Here is a 17719-nt window from a genome sequence, read left to right as displayed (position 1 = left end):
CACGAGCGTGCGCCCGCGCGCGAGGTGCGCCGGCAGCCGCGGCGGGCCGAGGGGACTCACGTCAGCGATCGTAGGGCGGCGTGCCGGAGCGGCGGTCAGCGACCGATGACCAGGCTCATGGCCTCGGCCCGGGTCGCGACGTCGCGCATCTGACCGCGCACGGCCGACGTGACCGTGCGCGAGCCGGGCTTGCGCACGCCGCGCATCGACATGCACAGGTGCTCGCACTCCACGACCACCAGCACCCCGCGCGGCTGGAGCGCCTCGACCAGCGCGTCGGCGATCTGCGACGTGAGCCGCTCCTGCACCTGCGGCCGACGCGCGTAGACGTCCACGAGGCGCGCGAGCTTGGACAGCCCGGTGATCCGCCCGTCGGCACCCGGGATGTAGCCGACGTGGGCGACGCCGTGGAACGGCACCAGGTGGTGCTCGCACGTGGAGTACACCTCGATGTCCTTGACCAGCACCATCTCCTCGTGACCGAGGTCGAACGTGGTGGTCAGGACGTCGGCCGGCTCCTGGAAGAGGCCGGCGAAGATCTCGCGGTAGGACCGCGCGACGCGCGCCGGGGTCTCCCGCAGTCCCTCGCGGTCGGGGTCCTCACCGACCGCGAGGAGCAGCTCGCGGATGGCCGCCTCGACCCTATCCTGGTCGTACTCGCCCACGGCGTTGCCGGGCGCGCTCACCGGGTCGACCATCAGGCGTCCGGGGTCTGCGTCGGAGGGACCTCGATGACCTCGGTGGCGGGGTGCTCCTCGTGGGCCGCCGCGGCCTCGTCCTCGGGGACAGTCGCGTGGCCGTTGAGCAGCTTCTTCTCGCCGGGCCCCAGCACGGGCGGCCGGTCGGAGACCGCGCGCTGGTCGCTCGAGAGCCACACCGTGCGGGGCTCGCGCTTGACCACGGGGGCGAAGATGCGCGCCAGCTGCTCGGCGTTCAGGGTCTCCTTCTCCAGGAGCTCGAGCACCAGCTCGTCGAGCACGTCGCGGTACTCGACCAGCACCTCCCACGCCTCGTCGTGCGCGCGCTCGATCAGGGCGCGCACCTCGAGGTCGATCGACCCGGCGACGTCCTCGGAGTAGTCGCGCTGGTGCCCCACGTCGCGGCCCAGGAACATCTCCGAGGACTCGGCACCCAGGCGGATGGCGCCCAGGCGGGCGCTCATGCCGAACTGCGTCACCATGCGACGCGCGGTGGCGGTGGCCTTCTCGATGTCGTTGCTCGCGCCCGTCGTGGGGTCGTGGAACACGAGCTCCTCGGCGACACGGCCACCCATCGCGTAGGCGAGCTGGTCGAGCAGCTCGTTGCGCGTCGTGGAGTACTTGTCCTCGAGCGGCATGACCATCGTGTAGCCCAGCGCGCGCCCTCGCGGCAGGATCGTCACCTTGGTCACCGGGTCGGTGTACCGCAGCGCCGCCGCCACCAGGGCGTGCCCGCCCTCGTGGTACGCGGTGATCTTCTGCTCCTTGATGTTCATCGCCCGCGTGCGCTTCTGCGGTCCGGCGATGACGCGGTCGATGGCCTCGTCGAGCGCGTTGTCGTCGATGACCTGCGCGTTGTGCCGCGCGGTGAGCAGGGCCGCCTCGTTGAGCACGTTGGCCAGGTCGGCACCCGTGAACCCGGGCGTGCGACGCGCCACGGCGAGCAGGTCGACGTGCGGCGCCATGGGCTTGCCCTTGGCGTGCACCTGCAGGATCCGCTCGCGGCCCTTGAGGTCGGGCGGGTCCACGGCCACCTGGCGGTCGAACCGGCCGGGGCGCAGCAGCGCGGGGTCGAGGATGTCGGGGCGGTTGGTCGCCGCGATGAGGATGACGTTCGTCTTGACGTCGAAGCCGTCCATCTCGACCAGCATCTGGTTGAGAGTCTGCTCGCGCTCGTCGTGGCCGCCGCCGAGGCCCGCGCCGCGGTGACGACCCACGGCGTCGATCTCGTCGACGAAGATGATGGCGGGGCTGTTCTCCTTGGCCTGCTGGAACAGGTCACGCACGCGGCTCGCGCCCACGCCGACGAACATCTCGACGAAGTCCGAGCCCGAGATGGAGTAGAACGGCACGCCCGCCTCGCCCGCGACCGCGCGGGCCAGCAGCGTCTTGCCGGTTCCGGGCGGGCCGTACAGCAGCACGCCCTTGGGGATCTTGGCGCCGACCGCGAGGAACTTGGCCGGCTCGGAGAGGAACTCCTTGATCTCCTGCAGCTCGTCGAGAGCCTCGTCGACCCCGGCGACGTCCGCGAACGTGACCTGCGGCGACTCCTTGTTGGCCAGCTTGGCGCGCGACTTGCCGAAGCTCATCACCTTCGAGCCGCCGCCCTGCATGTTCGACATGAGGAACCAGAAGACGGCCAGGATGATGATGAACGGGATCACGATGCCCAGCAGGCCCGACCACCAGGACGGCTGCGGGTTCACCGACGAGTAGCCCTTGGGCGGGTCGGCCGCGGTGATCGCCTCGGCCACCGTGGTGCCCTGGGGCTCGGTGTAGCTGAAGTACACCCGCTTGCCCTTGTTCTCCTTGCCGTCGACGAAGTCCTGCGACAGCGTGAGGTCGACGCGCTGGACGCCGTCCGTCATCTTGGCCTGCTCGACCGTGGTGCCCTTGAGCAGCGCGAAGCCGTCGGAGATGTCGATGCTGGAGACCTTGGGCGACGCCAGGGTGCTCATGCCGATCCAGATGAGGATCACGGCGAGGAGCACCCAGAGGAAGGGGCCACGAGTGAGGCGCTTGAGGTTCATCGGCGGTCGGGGCGAGCCCTTCCTCCTGTGTTCGCAGGGCTGGTCGGCTCGAAACTACACGGTGAATCTGTAGGCTCCGGCCGCTGTTCGCCCAGGGCACACACCGCTGAGGCCGTGGCTCAGGCCCCGTAGACGTGCGGCGCGAGCGTCCCGACGAACGGCAGGTTCCGGTACTTCTCGGCGTAGTCCAGGCCGTACCCGACGACGAACTCCGGCGGGATGTCGAAGCCGACGTAGCGGACGTCCACCTCGACCTTGGCGGCCTCGGGCTTGCGGAGCATCGTGGCGATCTCCACGCTCGCGGGCCCACGGCTGCGCAGGTTCGACAGCAGCCAGGACAGCGTGAGCCCTGAGTCGATGATGTCCTCGACCACGAGCACGTGGCGGCCGGTGAGGTCGGCGTCCAGGTCCTTGAGGATGCGCACGACCCCCGACGACTTGGTGCCGGACCCGTACGACGAGACGGCCATCCAGTCCATCTGCACCGACGAGTGCAGGCGGCGGGCCAGGTCCGCCATCACCATGACGGCACCCTTGAGGACGCCGACGAGCAGCAGGTCCTTGCCGGCGTAGTCGGCGTCGATCTGAGCGGCGATCTCGTCGAGCCGCGCGTGCAGCTGCTCCTCGCTGAGCAGGACCTTCTCGAGGTCGTCGCCCATGTCCGCAGGATCCACCGCTACTCCTCGTTCGTGTGCCGGTTCTGGACATCGCGCCGCCGGCCCGCCATCCGCACGCCCGAGAGGGCCGCGGGCGAGCCGATGACAAGCCTGCCACACGCGCGCGCACCCGCCAGCCCGCCCGGCAGCGCCGCGGCGCCCTGCCCGCGCCAGTCCGTGACCAGCGCGTCCAGGGCCAGCACGTGCACGCGGTGCAGCGAGCCCGGCGGGCTCCCGGCCTCGACGGCCGCGGCGCGCAGCGCCCGCCTGCGGACGGCCGTCGCGGCGCGCCCGAGCACGTCGAGATCGAGCCAGACCACTGCTGCCGCGGCCTGGCCGCTTTCGTGGGCGGTGTGCGCGGGGCGCTCGTCGCCTTCGTGCCCGGTGCGCGCCGCGCTCGCGTCGTCCGCGTGCCCGGTGCGCGCCGCGCTCGCGTCGCCCGCGCGCCCGGTGCGCGCCGCCCTCGAGTCGTCACTTCCTCGTCGGGTCGCTACTTCAATGTCACGGTTCGAGGCGAAAGCGCCGACCCGTCCGGGGTCCAGCGACGCGGTGTGCGGCGGGGCCCCGACCGTCGGGGCGTCCGGGGGGGCGACGCGGGACGCCGCGAGGAGCTGCGACGCGAGCGCGTCGAGCGCCTCCGCGTCCTGCGCGAGCTGCTCGGCCGTGCGGGCGAGCGCCTGCGGCACCCCGGGCCCGAGGACGCGCGCGAGGGCCGGCATCACCTCGGCGCGCAGCCGGCTGCGCACGGGGTCGTCGGGCGCTCCCGCGTTGGTGGGGTCGTGCCACGGCTCGAGCCCCTGCGCGCGGCAGGCCGCCTCCGTCTCGGACCGCCGCAGGCCGAGCAGCGGCCGCCGGAGGATCCCCCGGACCGCCGGCATCCCGGCCAGCGAGCGCGCGCCCGAGCCGCGCGCGAGCCCCAGCAGCACGGTCTCGGCCTGGTCGTCGAGGGTGTGGCCGAGCAGCACCGCCCCCGCGCGCTCGTCGTCCGCGGCCTCCTCGAGCGCCGCGTAGCGGGCGTCGCGCGCCGCCTTCTCCGGTCCCCCGCCGCCCGACACGTCCACGCGCCGCACCAGGACAGGGTCCAGGCCGAGCGACCGGCACGCGTCCGCGGCCTCGTTCGCGACGTCGGCCGAGCCCTGCTGAAGGCCGTGGTCGACCACGACGGCCCCCGCGCGCAGCCCGGCGCGCCGGGCGACGAACGCCGTGGCCGCCGCCAACGCGAGCGAGTCGGCGCCGCCCGAGCACGCCACCAGCACGAGCGCACCGGCGGGCAGGTCGGCGGTCGCGTCGGCGACCGCGACCCGCGCGGCGGCGACCGCCGGGTGCGGCCCGCTCATCTCGTCAGCCGTGCACGCGACGCACCCACGCGGGCGGGTCGGCGATCTCGGCGGCGGTCGGCAGGTTGTGCGGGCCCGCCCAGACGGCGTTGAATCCGCCGCGGCCCACGTCGCGCTGGACCGCACGGACGAACCTCGCGCCGTCCCGGTACTGCGCGAGCTTGGTGTCCAGGCCCAGCAACCGGCGCAGCACGCGCGCCGCACCGCCGGCGGAGGCGCCCTGGTCGCGCTTGGCCTCGAACTTGGCACGGATCTTCTTCACGCTCGGCACCACCCACGGACCGACCTCGTCCATCGCGTGGTCCGCGTGTCCCTCGAGCAGCGCCATCGCAGCGCCCATCTCCTCGAAGATGCCGCGCTGGTCCTCGGTGAGCACGTCGAACACCGAGCCGCCGTTCAGCACGCTGCGCACGGACATGACCAGGTCCCCGCGGCGCTCGTCGGTGAAGTCGCCCAGCAGCGCCGCGGACCGCTCGGCCAGGTGGCCGGCGAGCCACGGCGCGGCGGCGAACTGCAGCGCGTGGGTCTGCTCGTGCAGGGCGACCCACAGACGGAAGTCGGCGGGCTCCACGCGCATGGTGCGCTCGAGGTGCAGCACGTTCGGCGCGACGAGCAGCAGGCGCCCGCGGCCGTCGGCGGTGGGCGTGAACGGGTCGAACTGACCCAGCACCTTCCCGGCGAGCAGCGCGAGCACACCGCCCACCTGCGTCGCGGCCGCCAGCCGAGACGCGCTCGTGGTGCGCTTCCCCGCGTCGGCGAGCGGTGCCGCCATGACGGCGAACATCTGGGTGTTGGCCCGGGCCCAGCCGGGGCGGTCGACGACGAGCACCCGGGAGACGTCGGCGGGCGGCCTGCCGTCCGCCGGGACCAGATCCGTGGTCCGCGAGACGTGCTCGGCCGCCGGGCCGGCCACGTCGCGCAGCTGCCCGACGAGCTCCTCGAGCTGGACGCGCGCGGCGCGCGGCCCGGGCGGGGCGAGCCGGCCCGCGACCCTGGCGGCGGCGTCCCAGTCGACCGGCTGATCCATGCGGGCCACGCTAACCCGGCGGGCCGGGGTTCAGCCGTGGTTGCGCCCAGCGCGCAATCGGCGGCTCAGCTGCAGCCGCAGGCCGCCAGCCTGGTGGCGAAGGCGTCGACCGCCGTGCGGGGGACGGCCTGCCCGATGGCACCCGTCTTGTCGGCCAGGACGGCGAACACCAGCTGCCGGCCCTCGGCGTCGACCACGGTGCCGGACAGCGCCGTGACCGACTGCAGGCTGCCGGTCTTGGCCCGCAGCAGGCCGCGGGCGGGCGAGCGCGTGAACCGGTCGGCCAGCGTCCCGGTCAGGCCCGCGATCGGCATCCCGATGGCCACCGGCCGCAGCATCGGCTCAGCCGGGTCGGTGGAGAGCCGCACCAGGTCCGCGAGCATCGCGGGCCGCAGCCGCGAGCCGCGGGCGAGGCCCGACGCGTCGGCCAGGTGCGCGCCGGTGGTGTCCACGCCGGCCTGCTGCACCGCCCGCAGCACGGCCTGCGTGCCGCCCTCGAAGCTCGCGGGCAGCTCCTGGTGCACCGCGACGATCCGGGAGACCACCTCGGTGATGGTGTTGTCCGAGGTGTCGAGGAAGTAGTGCACGATCTGCTCGAGGGGCGCACTGCGCACGACGCCCAGCTCCTGCGCGTCGGCGTCGGCGAGGCCGCGCGTCGGCGTGCCCTGCACGGTGATCCCGGCGGCCTCGAGCCGTGCCGCGAACGTCTTCGCCGCCTCGAACGCGGGCGCGGCCGAGCGCGGCGGGTAGTCCTCGCTGCTGCGGAACGGCCGCGTCGCGGCAATCTGGACCGCGAGCGGTGTCACGGGCGCGACGTAGCCGGCCACGACGTCCGCCGGGTCCCAGTCGGGGTTGATCGTCGGCCCGGAGAAGAGCGAGTCGTCCCACTGCACGCGCACCGCCGTGGTCCCGGCGAGCTTGAGCTTGGCGGCGACCGAGCGCGCGAGGTCACCCAGCCCGGCATGGCCGAGCACGGCGTCGGGGTCGCCCTTGTCGGCCGCGAGCATCATGTCGCCGCCGCCCACCAGCACGACGGTGCCCGCGCCGGCCCGGACGACACGGGTCGGCAGCGTGGTGTCCGCAGGCAACGACGCGAGCGCGGCGACGGCGGTCACCAGCTTGGCCGTCGACGCCGGCGTCCGGCCTCGGTCGGGCAGGTGCGCGCCCAGCAGGTCCCCCGTCAGCCGGTCGGTCACCACGACGCCCACGTGCGACGGGGTGCCCAGTCGGTCGTCGGTCGCGACCTCGTCGACCAGCGCCTGGATCCGGGTGGCCGTGGGGACCGGCGCCTGCGGGTCGAGGTCGCTCAGGGCGGGCTCGGCGTCCGGGGCGTCGACCGCTCCGGGAGCCGTCGGGAACGGGGGCGGCGGCGTGGGCGACGGCTCGAGGGTGAGCGGACCGGGGACCACGTCGTGCGCGTCGCCCGTGAGGTAGGCACCCGCCGCGAGGCTGAGCACGAGCACGAGCGTGCCGGCGACCCGCGCGCCTGTGGCCATGATCACCTGTCCTCACCCAGAACCGACGGAGCACGCGCCCCGGCGGTGCGTCAGACTACTGTCCGAGACAAAGGCGCCCCCGACACCCAGGCGCGCCGTCACCACGACACGTGTCGCGCGTCGCAAGGCCCCGGGACCCGGTCGCCGTCAGCGCGGTGGAGGAGAGCTGTGGAGTTCGACGTCACGATCGAGATCCCGAAGGGCCAGCGCAACAAGTACGAGGTGGATCACGCCACCGGGCGCATCCGCCTCGACCGGATGCTGTTCACCTCGACGCGCTACCCCGACGACTACGGGTTCATCGAGGGCACCCTGGGCGAGGACGGCGATCCCCTGGACGCCCTCGTGCTGCTTGAGGAGCCCACGTTCCCGGGCTGCCTCATCCGCTGCCGCGCGCTGGGCATGTTCCGCATGCGCGACGAGGCCGGCGGCGACGACAAGGTCCTGTGCGTGCCCACGGGCGACCAGCGCGCCGCCTGGCGCCAGGACATCGACGACGTCTCGGACTTCCACCGCCTGGAGATCCAGCACTTCTTCGAGGTCTACAAGGACCTCGAGCCGGGCAAGTCGGTGGAGGGCGCGCACTGGACCGGTCGCGCCGAGGCCGAGGCCGAGATCGAGCGGTCGCGTCAGCGCGCGATCGACGCGGGCTACAACCACTGACCCACGACGAAGGCCGCCCACCCCTGCGGGGGTCGGGCGGCCTTCGTCATGCTGCGGCGGCCGATCAGCACGCCGATCCCGCATCACCTCGCCGATTCGAGTCGGCGAAGCGGTGCGCATCGGCGAAGCGATGAGCAATCGGCGAAGCGATGTGCAATCGGCGAAGCGTGGGCAGGCGGCGACGCGATGAGCCGTCAGCACGCCGATTTGGCATCAGTACGCCGATTCGAGTCGGCGAAGCGATGAGCAATCGGCGAAGCGATGAGCAATCGGCGAAGCGTGGGCAGGCGGCGACGCGATGAGCCGTCAGCACGCCGATTTGGCATCAGTACGCCGATTCGAGTCGGCGAAGCGATGAGCAATCGGCGAAGCGATGAGCAGTCGGCGAAGCGTGGGCAGGCGGCGACGCGATGAGCCGTCAGCACGCCGATTCCGCATCAGTACGCCGATTCGAGTCGGCGAAGTGATGCGGAATCGGCGAAGTGACGGGTAGTCGGCGAGGTGATGAGCAGCCGACGACGTGAGGAGGGGCGGCCCGGGGTGACCTGGCCGGACCGGGCCTGGACGTCGCCAGGCAGCCAGAGCCGCGGTCAGGGGCGGCCGGCGTACGGCATGGTCCCCGCCCATCGCATGGGGACCAGCCGGAGCGGCTTGCCCGGCCGCGCGGCCTCCATGATCTGCCCGTTCCCGGCCCACATCGCCACGTGGTAGATCGCGTCGGCGCTGCCGGGGTCGGAGGACCAGAACACCAGGTCGCCCACCCGCAGGTCGTCGTAGCGGATCTTGAGCACCTGCTTGTACTGGTCGCGCGAGGTGCGGTTGAGGTACACCCCCGCCGCCCTCCACGCCGACATCGTCAGGCCCGAGCAGTCGTAGCCGTCGGGGCCGGTCCCGCCCCAGATGTACGGCAGCCCGATCTTGGTCTTGGCCCACGCCAGCGCCGCGCGGCCGCCGGAGGCCGAGCCGCTCGACACCCCGGTGCCGAGCCCGTACGCAGGCGCCTGGGTCGGCTTGGGGGTCGGCTTCGGGCTGGGTCGCGGAGGAGCGACCGTGGGGTTCGCGGTCGGCTGCGGGTCCGCCGTCGGCCGAGGCTCCTTGGTCGGCTTCGGGTCCGAGGTCGGCTTCGGGTCGGAGGTGGGCTGCGGGTCCTTCGTCGGCCTCGGGTTCGAGGGCGGGTCGGACGGCGGGTTGGACGCGGGCGGGTTGGACGCGGGCGGGTTCGACGCGGGCGGGTCGTCGGTGGTGTCGTTCTCCCGCTCCTGGCGCGCCTCGTCGTCAGCCCGCTGACGACGGTCCGCGTCGAGCTGGTCCTGGCGCGCGCGTTCGACCGCCACGCTCGTCTGCCGGGCGGCGGCGAGCGCGCCGATGAGCTCGTCGCGCTCGATCGCCGCACCCGCGACCGCCTCGTCGGCCTCCTGCTGCGACTTCTCCGCGGACTTCAGCGCAGCCGCCGCAGCCTTCGACGTGCGGGTCGCCGTGGCCGCCGTCGACTTCGCGTGCTCCTCGAGGGTGGTGGCCACGAGGGTGGCCGCGCGGAACTCCTGCACCGCCTCGTCGGCCTTGCCGCTGACGCGGTCGAGCGCGCTGGTGCGCTCCGCCACCTCCTGGAAGCCGTCGGCGGACAGCAGCGCCTCGATCTGGTCCGCGGAGCCGCCCGAACGGGCCATCTCGCGCGCGATGGCGACGAGCGTGCGCCGCGCCTGCTCGGCCTCGTCCGCGGCGCGGCGAGAGGCGGCCGCGGCGTCCTCGGCCGCGTCCTGAGCGTCCTGCGCGTCGACGAGCGCCCGGGTGTAGGCCTCGCCCACCTGCTGGACCTTCAGCTCCGCCGCGTCGCTCGCGACGCTGAGCTCGGCGAGCCTGACCTCCATCTGGGCGACCGAGCGCTTGGCGTCGTCCACCGCGCTGCGCGCGTCCCGGACATCGCTGTCGCTGGGCGGCGTCGGGTCCGCGCTGGCCAGCGGCGCGCCGCCGATGAGCAGCCCGGAGACCGCGAGCGCGGCCACGAGACTGCCCACCACGGGACGTCTGCGCGCGCTGCTGCCCTGCGTCACTGGCCACTCCCTCGCTCGGCGCTCAGGCGGCGCACAGTCGGGGCCGCCCCGAGGGACGCTACCCGGGCGAGTCCCAGAAGTGAACACCAGTCACACGAGTCACACCCGTCACACGGTCCGCAATCGGGCATATCGGCCACCGGTGAGCCAGGATCACCCGTTCGCCGCACGCGCCCGCGCGCCGCGCGGCCGGGCGTCGCTCAGCGCGGGCGCGACGGGGCGCCCACGCGGCGGAACGTGACCAGCGCGGGATCGACCCGCGCCGTGACCGCCAGCACCGCGAACGTCCGGCAGGCGTACTCGCACCGCACCCGGCGGTCCTGGTCGCCGATCCCCTCGGCCACCGGCACGCCGTCCGCCTGGAGGACCCAGTGCCAGCGGTAGGTGTCGGTCAGCCGGAGCACGGTGCTCAGGTCGTCCAGGCGTCCGACGACGGTCGCGACCGCGTCCCGCGCCTCGTCCAGCGATCCCACACCGTGGGGCATGCGCGCCACGCCGCGGCCGTTGGGGCTCACCAGTCGCCACCAGACGAGGTCGTCGTCGGAGAACCGGTAGAGCTGGAACGTTGCCGGCACCGCGCGGACCCCCTCGTCGCGGCCGCCGTGCGCGGCCCCCGAGGTGGCAGTCCACCGTGCCCCGCCGGTGCGTGGGCGTCGGGCGGGCGACGGGTGGACGAACGGCAGGCGACGATCGGCCGACGGCTCTCCGCGCCCGGCGCCGGCCGGCCACGCGTGGTGACCGACCGGCGCCGGGTTGTCAGGTGCCGGGCGTCAGCTCCTGACCGTGAGGTGCACCGTCGGAGCCTGGTCCTTCGCGACGAGCGAGGAGCCCAGGTAGAACACCTTGAGGTGGTGCGTGCCCGGCGAGAGCCGGGGCAGCGTCGCCGTGATCTTGCCGTGGTGCGAGCTCGTGAGCGTGACCGTCACGAGCGGCGTGCTGCCGTCGTAGACCCGCACCTTTCCGGTCGGCGTCACACCGGGCGCCGTCACGACGACCTTGACCTTGCCGTGCGCCGTCCGGCCGATCGTCGGGGCGACCAGCGCCGCCCTTGCGGTCGCCGTCGCCTTGACCACCTTCACGCGCACCGACGTCTTCGACGGCGCCAGCGCGGTCGCGCCGCTGTACTTCACGGCGAGCGTGTAGGTGCCCGGCTTGAGCGCCTTGGCCTTGAGCGTGACCTTGGCCTTGCCCGACGACAGCGCCGCCTTGCCCACGAGCTTCGACCCCTTGAACACCGACACCGTCCCCGTGGGGGTGACGCCGACGGCCGTGACCTTCGCCGTGAGCTTGGCCGTCTTGCCGTACCGCCACACGCTCGGCGCGACGGCCGTCGTCTTCGTGGTCCGGCTGGTCAGCGCCAGGAAGTGGTAGCCACCGCCGGCGAGCGCCGAGTACCGGGTGCCGGCCGGCGCCGCGGGCACGTCCAGGAGGCCGTTCGCCGAGCTGCCCCACGTGACGATCTTGCCCTTGTTCGTCAGTGCGGCGCCCGTGAAGTACGTCGCGGCGACCGCGACGAACTTCGATCCGCTCGGCGGGTGGGGCGGGGTGGCCTGGCCGTCGGAGTTGTAGCCGAAGCCGACCACCTTGCCGTCGGAGCGCAGCGCCAGCGTCAGGCCGTAGGTCGTCGTGACCGCCGTGTAGTGCACGCCGCTCGGCGGGTTGGCGATGGTCGTCTCCCCCGCGATCGGCGAGCCCCAGGCGACGATGCGGCCGTCGCTGCGCAGCGCGGCCGCGTGCGCGTAACCCGCCGCGACCGCCGTGTACCGCAGGCCGGCGGGGAGCGCGGGCACGGTCGTGGTGCCGTACCCCGTGTACCCGGCCGCTGCGATCCGGCCGTCCGACCGCAGCGCCAGGCTCCAGTAGTTCCCCGCCGAGACGGCCTTGTACCGGGCACCAGCCGGCAGGGCCGGGAGGTTGAGCTCGCCGTACGTGTTGTCCCCCGAGCCGCGGACCTGGCCGTCGGAGCGCAGGTAGAGGTAGTGGGCCGAGCCCGCCGAGACGCCGATGTACTTCTGCGACCCTGCGAGGGCCGGTGCCGTCGGCGAGCCGTAGCCGAATCCGGCCACCTGACCATCGGAGCGCACGGCGAGGCTCGCGGAGTCCCCGCCGCTGATCGCGCGGTAGGCGACGCCCGGCGGCAGCTCGGGCACGGTGGTGCGACCGTCGCTGGCGAGGCCCCACGCGACGACGTCGCCGCCCGTGGAGACGCGAGCACCCTCGGGGACGGCGTGCGCCGGCCCGAGGGTGGTGAACGTGAGTGCTGCGGCCGCGAGCAGTGCGACGCCGGTGCGTCGCAGAGCCGGGGCCTTCGAAGCTGTCTGCATGATCGTCCCCTCGTCGTGCGGCGCATCGGTGCGCCGCTGGCATGCAGATCAAGGGCGGAGCGTCGGTGCGCCAGATACGGGCGCGAGAGTGGACGTCTCGGATGTCAAGATGGGCGTTCCACCCACAGGGACGAGCGCCCTACCCTCGGCGCATGACCTGCCGAATGTGTCGCTGACCAGCGCACGCTCGGCTGTGCCCGCGGGCAGGTCGTCGCCGTCGATGACGGACGGACGACGCACCCCGCCACGAGCCTCGCTCGATCCGTGCGCCCCTTCGATCCCCCCGCGGGACGGGCAGCAGCGCGCACAGCTCCCCCGCGGTCGTCCACCCGACTGATCCCGCAGACCTGAGGAGCACCACCGTGAGCAACGAGAACTGGAACTTCGAGACCCGCCAGATCCACGCCGGCCAGACGGCTGATCCGGCGACCGGCGCCCGCGCGCTGCCGATCTACCAGACGACCTCCTTCGTCTTCGACAGCGCCCAGCAGGCGGCCGACCGGTTCGCGCTCAAGGAGCTCGGGCCCATCTACACGCGCATCGGCAACCCGACGCAGGAGGTCGTCGAGAACCGCATCGCCTCGCTCGAGGGCGGCGTGGGCGCGCTGCTCGTCTCGTCGGGCCAGGCGGCCGAGACGCTGGCGATCCTCAACATCGCCGAGGCTGGCGACCACGTGGTCGCGAGCCCGTCGCTCTACGGCGGCACCTACAACCTGCTCCACTACACGCTGCCCAAGCTCGGCATCGAGACGACGTTCGTCACCGACCCGCACGACGCCCAGGCGTGGAAGGACGCGATCCGCCCCAACACCAAGCTGTTCTTCGCGGAGACGATCCCCAACCCCAAGGCCGACGTGCTCGACATCGAGCTCGTGGCGGGCGTCGCGCACGAGTACGGGGTGCCGCTCGTCGTGGACAACACGGTGGCCACGCCGTACCTCATCAACCCGCTGCAGTGGGGCGCCGACGTGGTGGTGCACTCGGCCACCAAGTACCTGGGCGGGCACGGCTCGGCCATCGGCGGCGTGATCGTGGACGGCGGCTCGTTCGACTACGCGCAGTACCCGGAGCGCTTCGCCAACTACAACACCCCCGACCCGTCCTACAACGGGCTCGTGTTCGCGCGCGACCTCGGCGTCGGCGGCCTGTTCGGCGTCAACCTCGCCTTCATCCTCAAGGCGCGCGTGCAGCTGCTGCGCGACCTCGGCTCGTCGCTCTCGCCGTTCAACGCGTTCCTCATCGCCCAGGGCATCGAGACGCTCTCGCTGCGCGTGGAGCGGCACGTGGAGAACGCGGCCAAGGTCGCGGCGTGGCTCGAGGCCCGTGACGACGTGCTGGCCGTGCACTACGCGGGCCTGGAGTCCTCGCCCTGGCACGCCAACCAGCTCAAGTACGCGCCGCGGGGCGCGGGCGCGGTGCTCGCGTTCGAGGTGGAGGGTGGCGCCGCCGCCGGCCAGGCGTTCGTCTCGGCGCTCGAGCTGCACTCGAACGTGGCCAACATCGGCGACGTGCGCTCGCTCGTGATCCACCCGGCCTCCACGACGCACAGCCAGCTGACGCCGGAGGAGCAGGCCTTCTCGGGCGTGACCCCCGGGCTCGTCCGCCTGTCGGTGGGCATCGAGCACATCGACGACATCCTCGCCGACCTCGACGCGGGCTTCCGCGCCGCCAAGGGAGCGTGATCGACGGTGGGCGGGCCGGGGCTGCCCGTCCCGCCCACCGGTCGGCGCCCGCTGGATCCCGACCCCTTGCGTAGATTGGTCGCCGTGCCCGACGATCTCCCCTCCTTCGCGCCCTCCCGCGCCCGCGCCTCGACGCGCGCGAGCCGGGTGCCGGTGCCGTCGCGACCCGCGGTGCCGGCCACCGCGGCGTGGCGTGCGGGAGACCCCGTCGGCCGTCGACAGTTCGCCGACCTCGGGCCGTTCGCGCTCGAGTCGGGCGGGCGCCTGCCCGCCGTCCGGCTCGCGTACGAGACGTGGGGCACCCTCAACGAGGACGGCACCAACGCGGTCCTCGTCCTGCACGCCCTGACCGGCGACTCGCACGTGATCGGGGACGCCGACGAGGCGCACCCGACGCCCGGCTGGTGGTCGTCGATGGTGGGGCCCGGTGCGCCCATCGACACCGACGAGTGGTTCGTCGTCGCGCCCAACGTGCTGGGCGGCTGCCAGGGCTCGACCGGCCCCGCCTCACCCGCTCCGGACGGCCGCCCGTGGGGCAGCCGCTTCCCGCTGCTCACCGTCCGCGACCAGGTGGCCGCCGAGGTGCGGCTCGCCGACCTGCTGGGCGTCGACACGTGGGCCCTCGTCATCGGCGCCTCGATGGGCGGGCTGCGCGTGCTCGAGTGGGCGGCCTCCGAGCCGCATCGGGTCGAGGCGTTCGCGGCCATCGCGACAGCGGCTCAGACGTCCGGCGACCAGATCGCCGGCTTCCACACCCAGCTCGCGGCCATCGCCGCCGACCCGCGGTTCCGCGACGGCGACTACTACGACGCCGCGGACGGCGACGGCCCCCACGTCGGCCTCGGCCTCGCGCGGCAGATCGCGCACCAGACCTACCGCAGCGCCTACGAGCTCGACGAGCGGTTCGGCCGCATCCCCCAGGGCGGCGAGGACCCGCTCGAGGGCGGGCGGTTCGCGGTCCAGTCCTACCTGGACCACCACGGCGACAAGATCACGCGCCGGTTCGACGCCAACACGTACGTGACGCTGACCCGGTCGATGATCACCCACGACCTGGGCCGCGACCGCGGTGGGGTCGAGGCGGCTCTGGCGAGCATCACGGCGCGCGGGCTGGTCATCGCGGTCGACTCCGACCGGCTGTTCCCGCCCGCGCAGTCCGAGCGCATCGCGGCGGGCGTGCCCGGCGCCGGGCCGGTGCGCACCGTGCACTCCGACTACGGCCACGACGGCTTCCTCATCGAGGAGGACCAGGTGGGCCGGCACGTCTCGGAGTTCCTCAACGAGTCCGTGCGGGTGCGCTGACCCGATTCACCCCGCGGGGACTGCCCGGTGCGGGCAGGATGAGGGCGTGAGCGCCACCATCGCCGAGGCCTCGTCGGCCCTGCACGCCCAGTGGGACCGCCTGCGCGGCTGGATCGCGGAGGTGGTCGACGACGAGGTCGGGGCCCAGCAGTCGGTGCTCGAGGGCTGGTCGGTCGCCGAGCTCGTCGCGCACCTGGGCCGGGCGATGGACGCCCTCGCCGTGTGCACGCCCGCACCCGCCGGCACGGTCCCGCTCAGCCTGGCCGAGTACCTGGGCACGTACGTCGCGCGCGCCGCGGACATCGCGCAGACCACGCGCGAGCTGGCCGCCCAGATCTCGGGCAACCCCCTGGCCTGGGTCGACCAGCACGCCGCGGCGGCGTTCGCGCGGCTCGACGAGCTGGGCCCCGGCGACCTCACGGTGCAGGCGCGGCGGGGGCCTGTCCTGCTCTCCACGATGACCATCTCGCGCGTGATCGAGCTCGTGGTGCACGCCGACGACCTGGCGGGCTCCGTCCGTCGCGCGGCCGCCGCCGGAGCCGGCCCGGACCCGATCGACCACGCCGCGCTGACGCTCGTCGCCGACACGTTGCTCGGCATCGTCGTGGCCCGCGGCGGCTGGGACCTCGAGGTCGCCGACGAGAAGCGCTGGCTCCGGCTCGCCGCCGGGCGCAGCCCGTACGACGTCGACGAGCTCGCGCGTGCGCTGCGGCCCCGCTACACGTCGGAGGGCGTCCCCGACCTCGGGCTCATGCTGCCCGTGCTCTAGACCTGGACCAGCAGCTGGCGCCCCACCAGGCCCACGGTCCGGGCGAGCGCATCGCGCGCGGCCCGCGAGACGAAGCCGATCTCGCGCACGGCCCACAGCGTCACGGCGGACGCCCATGCGGCGTCGCGCGCCTTGTCGATGGAGAAGGTGCTGACCAGGTCGGCGACGGGCGACAGCGGGGCGCCGGCCTCGACCACGCACCGGTCGAGGAACGACTGGCGGATCGGCCGCACCACCTCGGCCAGCACCCCGTTGACGCGCTCGAAGTCCGCGTAGACGCCCGCGCTCGCCGGGGTGACCCCGCGCGCCTCGCACGTTGCGACCACCGCGAGCGCGAGGTCGTGGTTGATGTGCGCGTTCATGCCGGCGAGCGCGAACTGGACCGGCTCGATGCCGCGCAGACCACGCCGCTCGACGAGCGGCGCCCACGCCCTGTTCACGCGGCGGCCCGCCGCGAGGTCCCGGGGGACGTCCAGGAACAACCCCGCGAACCGCACGTCGAGGTCCTCGACGAAGCGGGGATCGCGGAACGTGGTCCCCGCCACGCGCTCCTCGACCAGCACGGTGACGCGCCGGTAGACGTCGAGGAACACCCCGAGCCCGTCGTCGCGCGCCCACCCGCCCCGCACGCGGTCCATGGCCGCGACCACCTGCCCGATCGGCGTCTGTGACATGTGCTCACCCTGCCCACTCCCGTCGCGACCGACCAGAGCTAGGTTGGGTCCGTGATCGCTGCCTACGCCGCCCGGTTCGCCGACGACGCCGTCTCGGGGCTGGAGGTGGGCGAGCGGCCCGCCCCCACCGCGCGCGACGGGTGGTCCGTGGTGGACGTGCGCGCAGCCGCCCTCAACCACCACGACCTGTGGTCGCTGCGGGGCGTCGGCCTGCGCCCCGAGCAGCTGCCCATGATTTTGGGCACCGACGCGGCGGGCGTCACCGCCGACGGACGGGAGGTGGTGCTGCACGGCGTGATCGGCGGACCGTCGGGCCGCGGCGTCGACGCCGACGAGCCGCGCTCGCTGCTGTCCGAGCGCTACGACGGGACTCTCGCCGAGCAGGTCGCCGTCCCGACGTGGAACCTCGTGGACAAGCCGCCCGAGCTGTCGTTCGCCGAGGCCGCCTGCCTCCCGACGGCCTGGCTGACGGCCTATCGGATGCTCTTCACCGCCGGCGGCGCCACACCCGGTCAGCGGGTGCTGGTGCAGGGCGCCGGTGGCGGGCTCGCCACCGCGGCGATCCTGCTGGGCGCCGCGGCGGGGCTCGAGGTGGTCGTGACCAGCCGGTCGTCGGCGCGCCGCGAGCGCGCGCTGACTCTCGGCGCGGCGGCGGCCGTCGAGCCGGGAGCGCGCGTGCCCCGGGTCGAGCTCGTGCTCGAGAGCGTCGGCCGCGCCACGTGGTCGCACTCCGTGCGGTCGGTGCGGCCCGGCGGCACGATCGTCGTCGCGGGCGCGACGAGCGGCGACGCGTCCCCCGCCGAGCTCACGCGGATCTTCTTCACCGAGCTGACCGTGCGGGGCGTCACGATGGGTTCGCGCGACGACCTGCAGCACCTGCTCGCGTTCCTGGCCCGCACCGGCGTGCGGCCGCTGGTCGACTCGACGTTCCCGTTGACCGACGCACGCGGGGCGCTCGGCCGGCTCGCGGAGGGTGAGCAGTTCGGCAAGATCGTCGTGGAGCCCTGACG

General features: G+C 73.6%; 15 protein-coding genes. 5 read left to right on the top strand and 10 right to left on the bottom strand.

What is annotated here, in order from left to right; genetic code table 11:
* Positions 1-95 precede the first annotated feature (95 nt).
* The 6 genes from folE to dacB form a co-directional block, all read right to left on the bottom strand.
* On the bottom strand, positions 96-698 hold the full coding sequence (gene folE, locus QRT05_RS03750) for a GTP cyclohydrolase I FolE (protein WP_289445396.1): 603 nt from the start codon (positions 696-698) through the stop codon (positions 96-98).
* On the bottom strand, positions 698-2728 hold the full coding sequence (gene ftsH / locus QRT05_RS03745) for an ATP-dependent zinc metalloprotease FtsH (RefSeq protein ID WP_289445394.1): 2031 nt from the start codon (positions 2726-2728) through the stop codon (positions 698-700). The genes folE and ftsH overlap by 1 nt, the downstream gene beginning before the upstream one ends.
* 119 nt (positions 2729-2847) lie before the next feature.
* On the bottom strand, positions 2848-3402 hold the full coding sequence (gene hpt / locus QRT05_RS03740; protein ID WP_289445392.1) for a hypoxanthine phosphoribosyltransferase: 555 nt from the start codon (positions 3400-3402) through the stop codon (positions 2848-2850).
* 2 nt (positions 3403-3404) lie between these two features.
* Positions 3405-4721, bottom strand: coding sequence for a tRNA lysidine(34) synthetase TilS (gene tilS, locus QRT05_RS15520; protein ID WP_326522631.1), 1317 nt, complete (start codon positions 4719-4721; stop codon positions 3405-3407).
* A 4-nt stretch (positions 4722-4725) separates the two neighbouring features.
* Positions 4726-5748: a zinc-dependent metalloprotease gene (locus tag QRT05_RS03730; protein ID WP_289445390.1), complete on the bottom strand. Its 1023-nt coding sequence runs from the start codon at positions 5746-5748 to the stop codon at positions 4726-4728.
* 65 nt (positions 5749-5813) lie between these two features.
* A complete protein-coding gene (dacB, locus tag QRT05_RS03725; protein WP_289445388.1) occupies positions 5814-7244 on the bottom strand; it encodes a D-alanyl-D-alanine carboxypeptidase/D-alanyl-D-alanine endopeptidase in 1431 nt (476 codons plus the stop codon).
* A gap of 168 nt (positions 7245-7412) precedes the next feature.
* Here dacB and QRT05_RS03720 point away from each other — a divergent pair, with 168 nt between their 5' ends.
* Positions 7413-7907, top strand: a complete 495-nt coding sequence (locus QRT05_RS03720; protein WP_124344043.1) for an inorganic diphosphatase — start codon at positions 7413-7415, stop codon at positions 7905-7907.
* Between the two features lie 590 nt (positions 7908-8497).
* On the opposite strand, the gene QRT05_RS03715 is transcribed toward QRT05_RS03720, so the two are convergent.
* The 3 genes from QRT05_RS03715 to QRT05_RS03705 all read right to left on the bottom strand — a co-directional run bounded on the left by QRT05_RS03715 (position 8498) and on the right by QRT05_RS03705 (position 12282).
* Complete coding sequence (locus QRT05_RS03715; RefSeq protein ID WP_289445382.1) at positions 8498-9922, bottom strand: C40 family peptidase; 1425 nt, start codon at positions 9920-9922, stop codon at positions 8498-8500.
* Between the two features lie 236 nt (positions 9923-10158).
* A complete protein-coding gene (locus tag QRT05_RS03710) occupies positions 10159-10533 on the bottom strand; it encodes a hypothetical protein (RefSeq protein WP_289445380.1) in 375 nt (124 codons plus the stop codon).
* Between the two features lie 195 nt (positions 10534-10728).
* On the bottom strand, positions 10729-12282 hold the full coding sequence (locus QRT05_RS03705) for an Ig-like domain repeat protein (protein ID WP_289445378.1): 1554 nt from the start codon (positions 12280-12282) through the stop codon (positions 10729-10731).
* A gap of 362 nt (positions 12283-12644) precedes the next feature.
* Between QRT05_RS03705 and QRT05_RS03700 the strand changes: the two genes are divergently transcribed.
* The 3 genes from QRT05_RS03700 to QRT05_RS03690 all read left to right on the top strand — a co-directional run bounded on the left by QRT05_RS03700 (position 12645) and on the right by QRT05_RS03690 (position 16035).
* Positions 12645-13964, top strand: coding sequence for a bifunctional o-acetylhomoserine/o-acetylserine sulfhydrylase (locus QRT05_RS03700; protein ID WP_289445376.1), 1320 nt, complete (start codon positions 12645-12647; stop codon positions 13962-13964).
* Between the two features lie 84 nt (positions 13965-14048).
* Positions 14049-15266 carry a homoserine O-acetyltransferase MetX gene (metX, locus tag QRT05_RS03695; RefSeq protein ID WP_407650291.1) on the top strand — a complete coding sequence of 406 codons (1218 nt, stop codon included), beginning with the start codon at positions 14049-14051 and terminating at the stop codon, positions 15264-15266.
* A gap of 46 nt (positions 15267-15312) precedes the next feature.
* Entirely contained in the window at positions 15313-16035 is a 723-nt protein-coding gene (locus tag QRT05_RS03690; RefSeq protein WP_289445374.1) for a maleylpyruvate isomerase N-terminal domain-containing protein, read from the top strand.
* Here the strand turns inward: QRT05_RS03690 and QRT05_RS03685 are convergent.
* Positions 16032-16709, bottom strand: a complete 678-nt coding sequence (locus tag QRT05_RS03685) for a DUF5995 family protein (protein WP_289445372.1) — start codon at positions 16707-16709, stop codon at positions 16032-16034. The genes QRT05_RS03690 and QRT05_RS03685 overlap by 4 nt on opposite strands.
* A 51-nt stretch (positions 16710-16760) precedes the next feature.
* On the opposite strand from QRT05_RS03685, the gene QRT05_RS03680 reads away from it, so the two are divergent.
* Complete coding sequence (locus tag QRT05_RS03680; protein ID WP_289445370.1) at positions 16761-17717, top strand: zinc-binding dehydrogenase; 957 nt, start codon at positions 16761-16763, stop codon at positions 17715-17717.
* Positions 17718-17719 lie beyond the last annotated feature (2 nt).

The organism is Cellulomonas edaphi (genome assembly GCF_030362815.1).
In the GTDB taxonomy this organism is placed as follows: domain Bacteria; phylum Actinomycetota; class Actinomycetes; order Actinomycetales; family Cellulomonadaceae; genus Cellulomonas; species Cellulomonas edaphi.
Note: the sequence above shows the minus strand (reverse complement) of the source record. Positions and strands in the feature narration are given on the sequence as shown.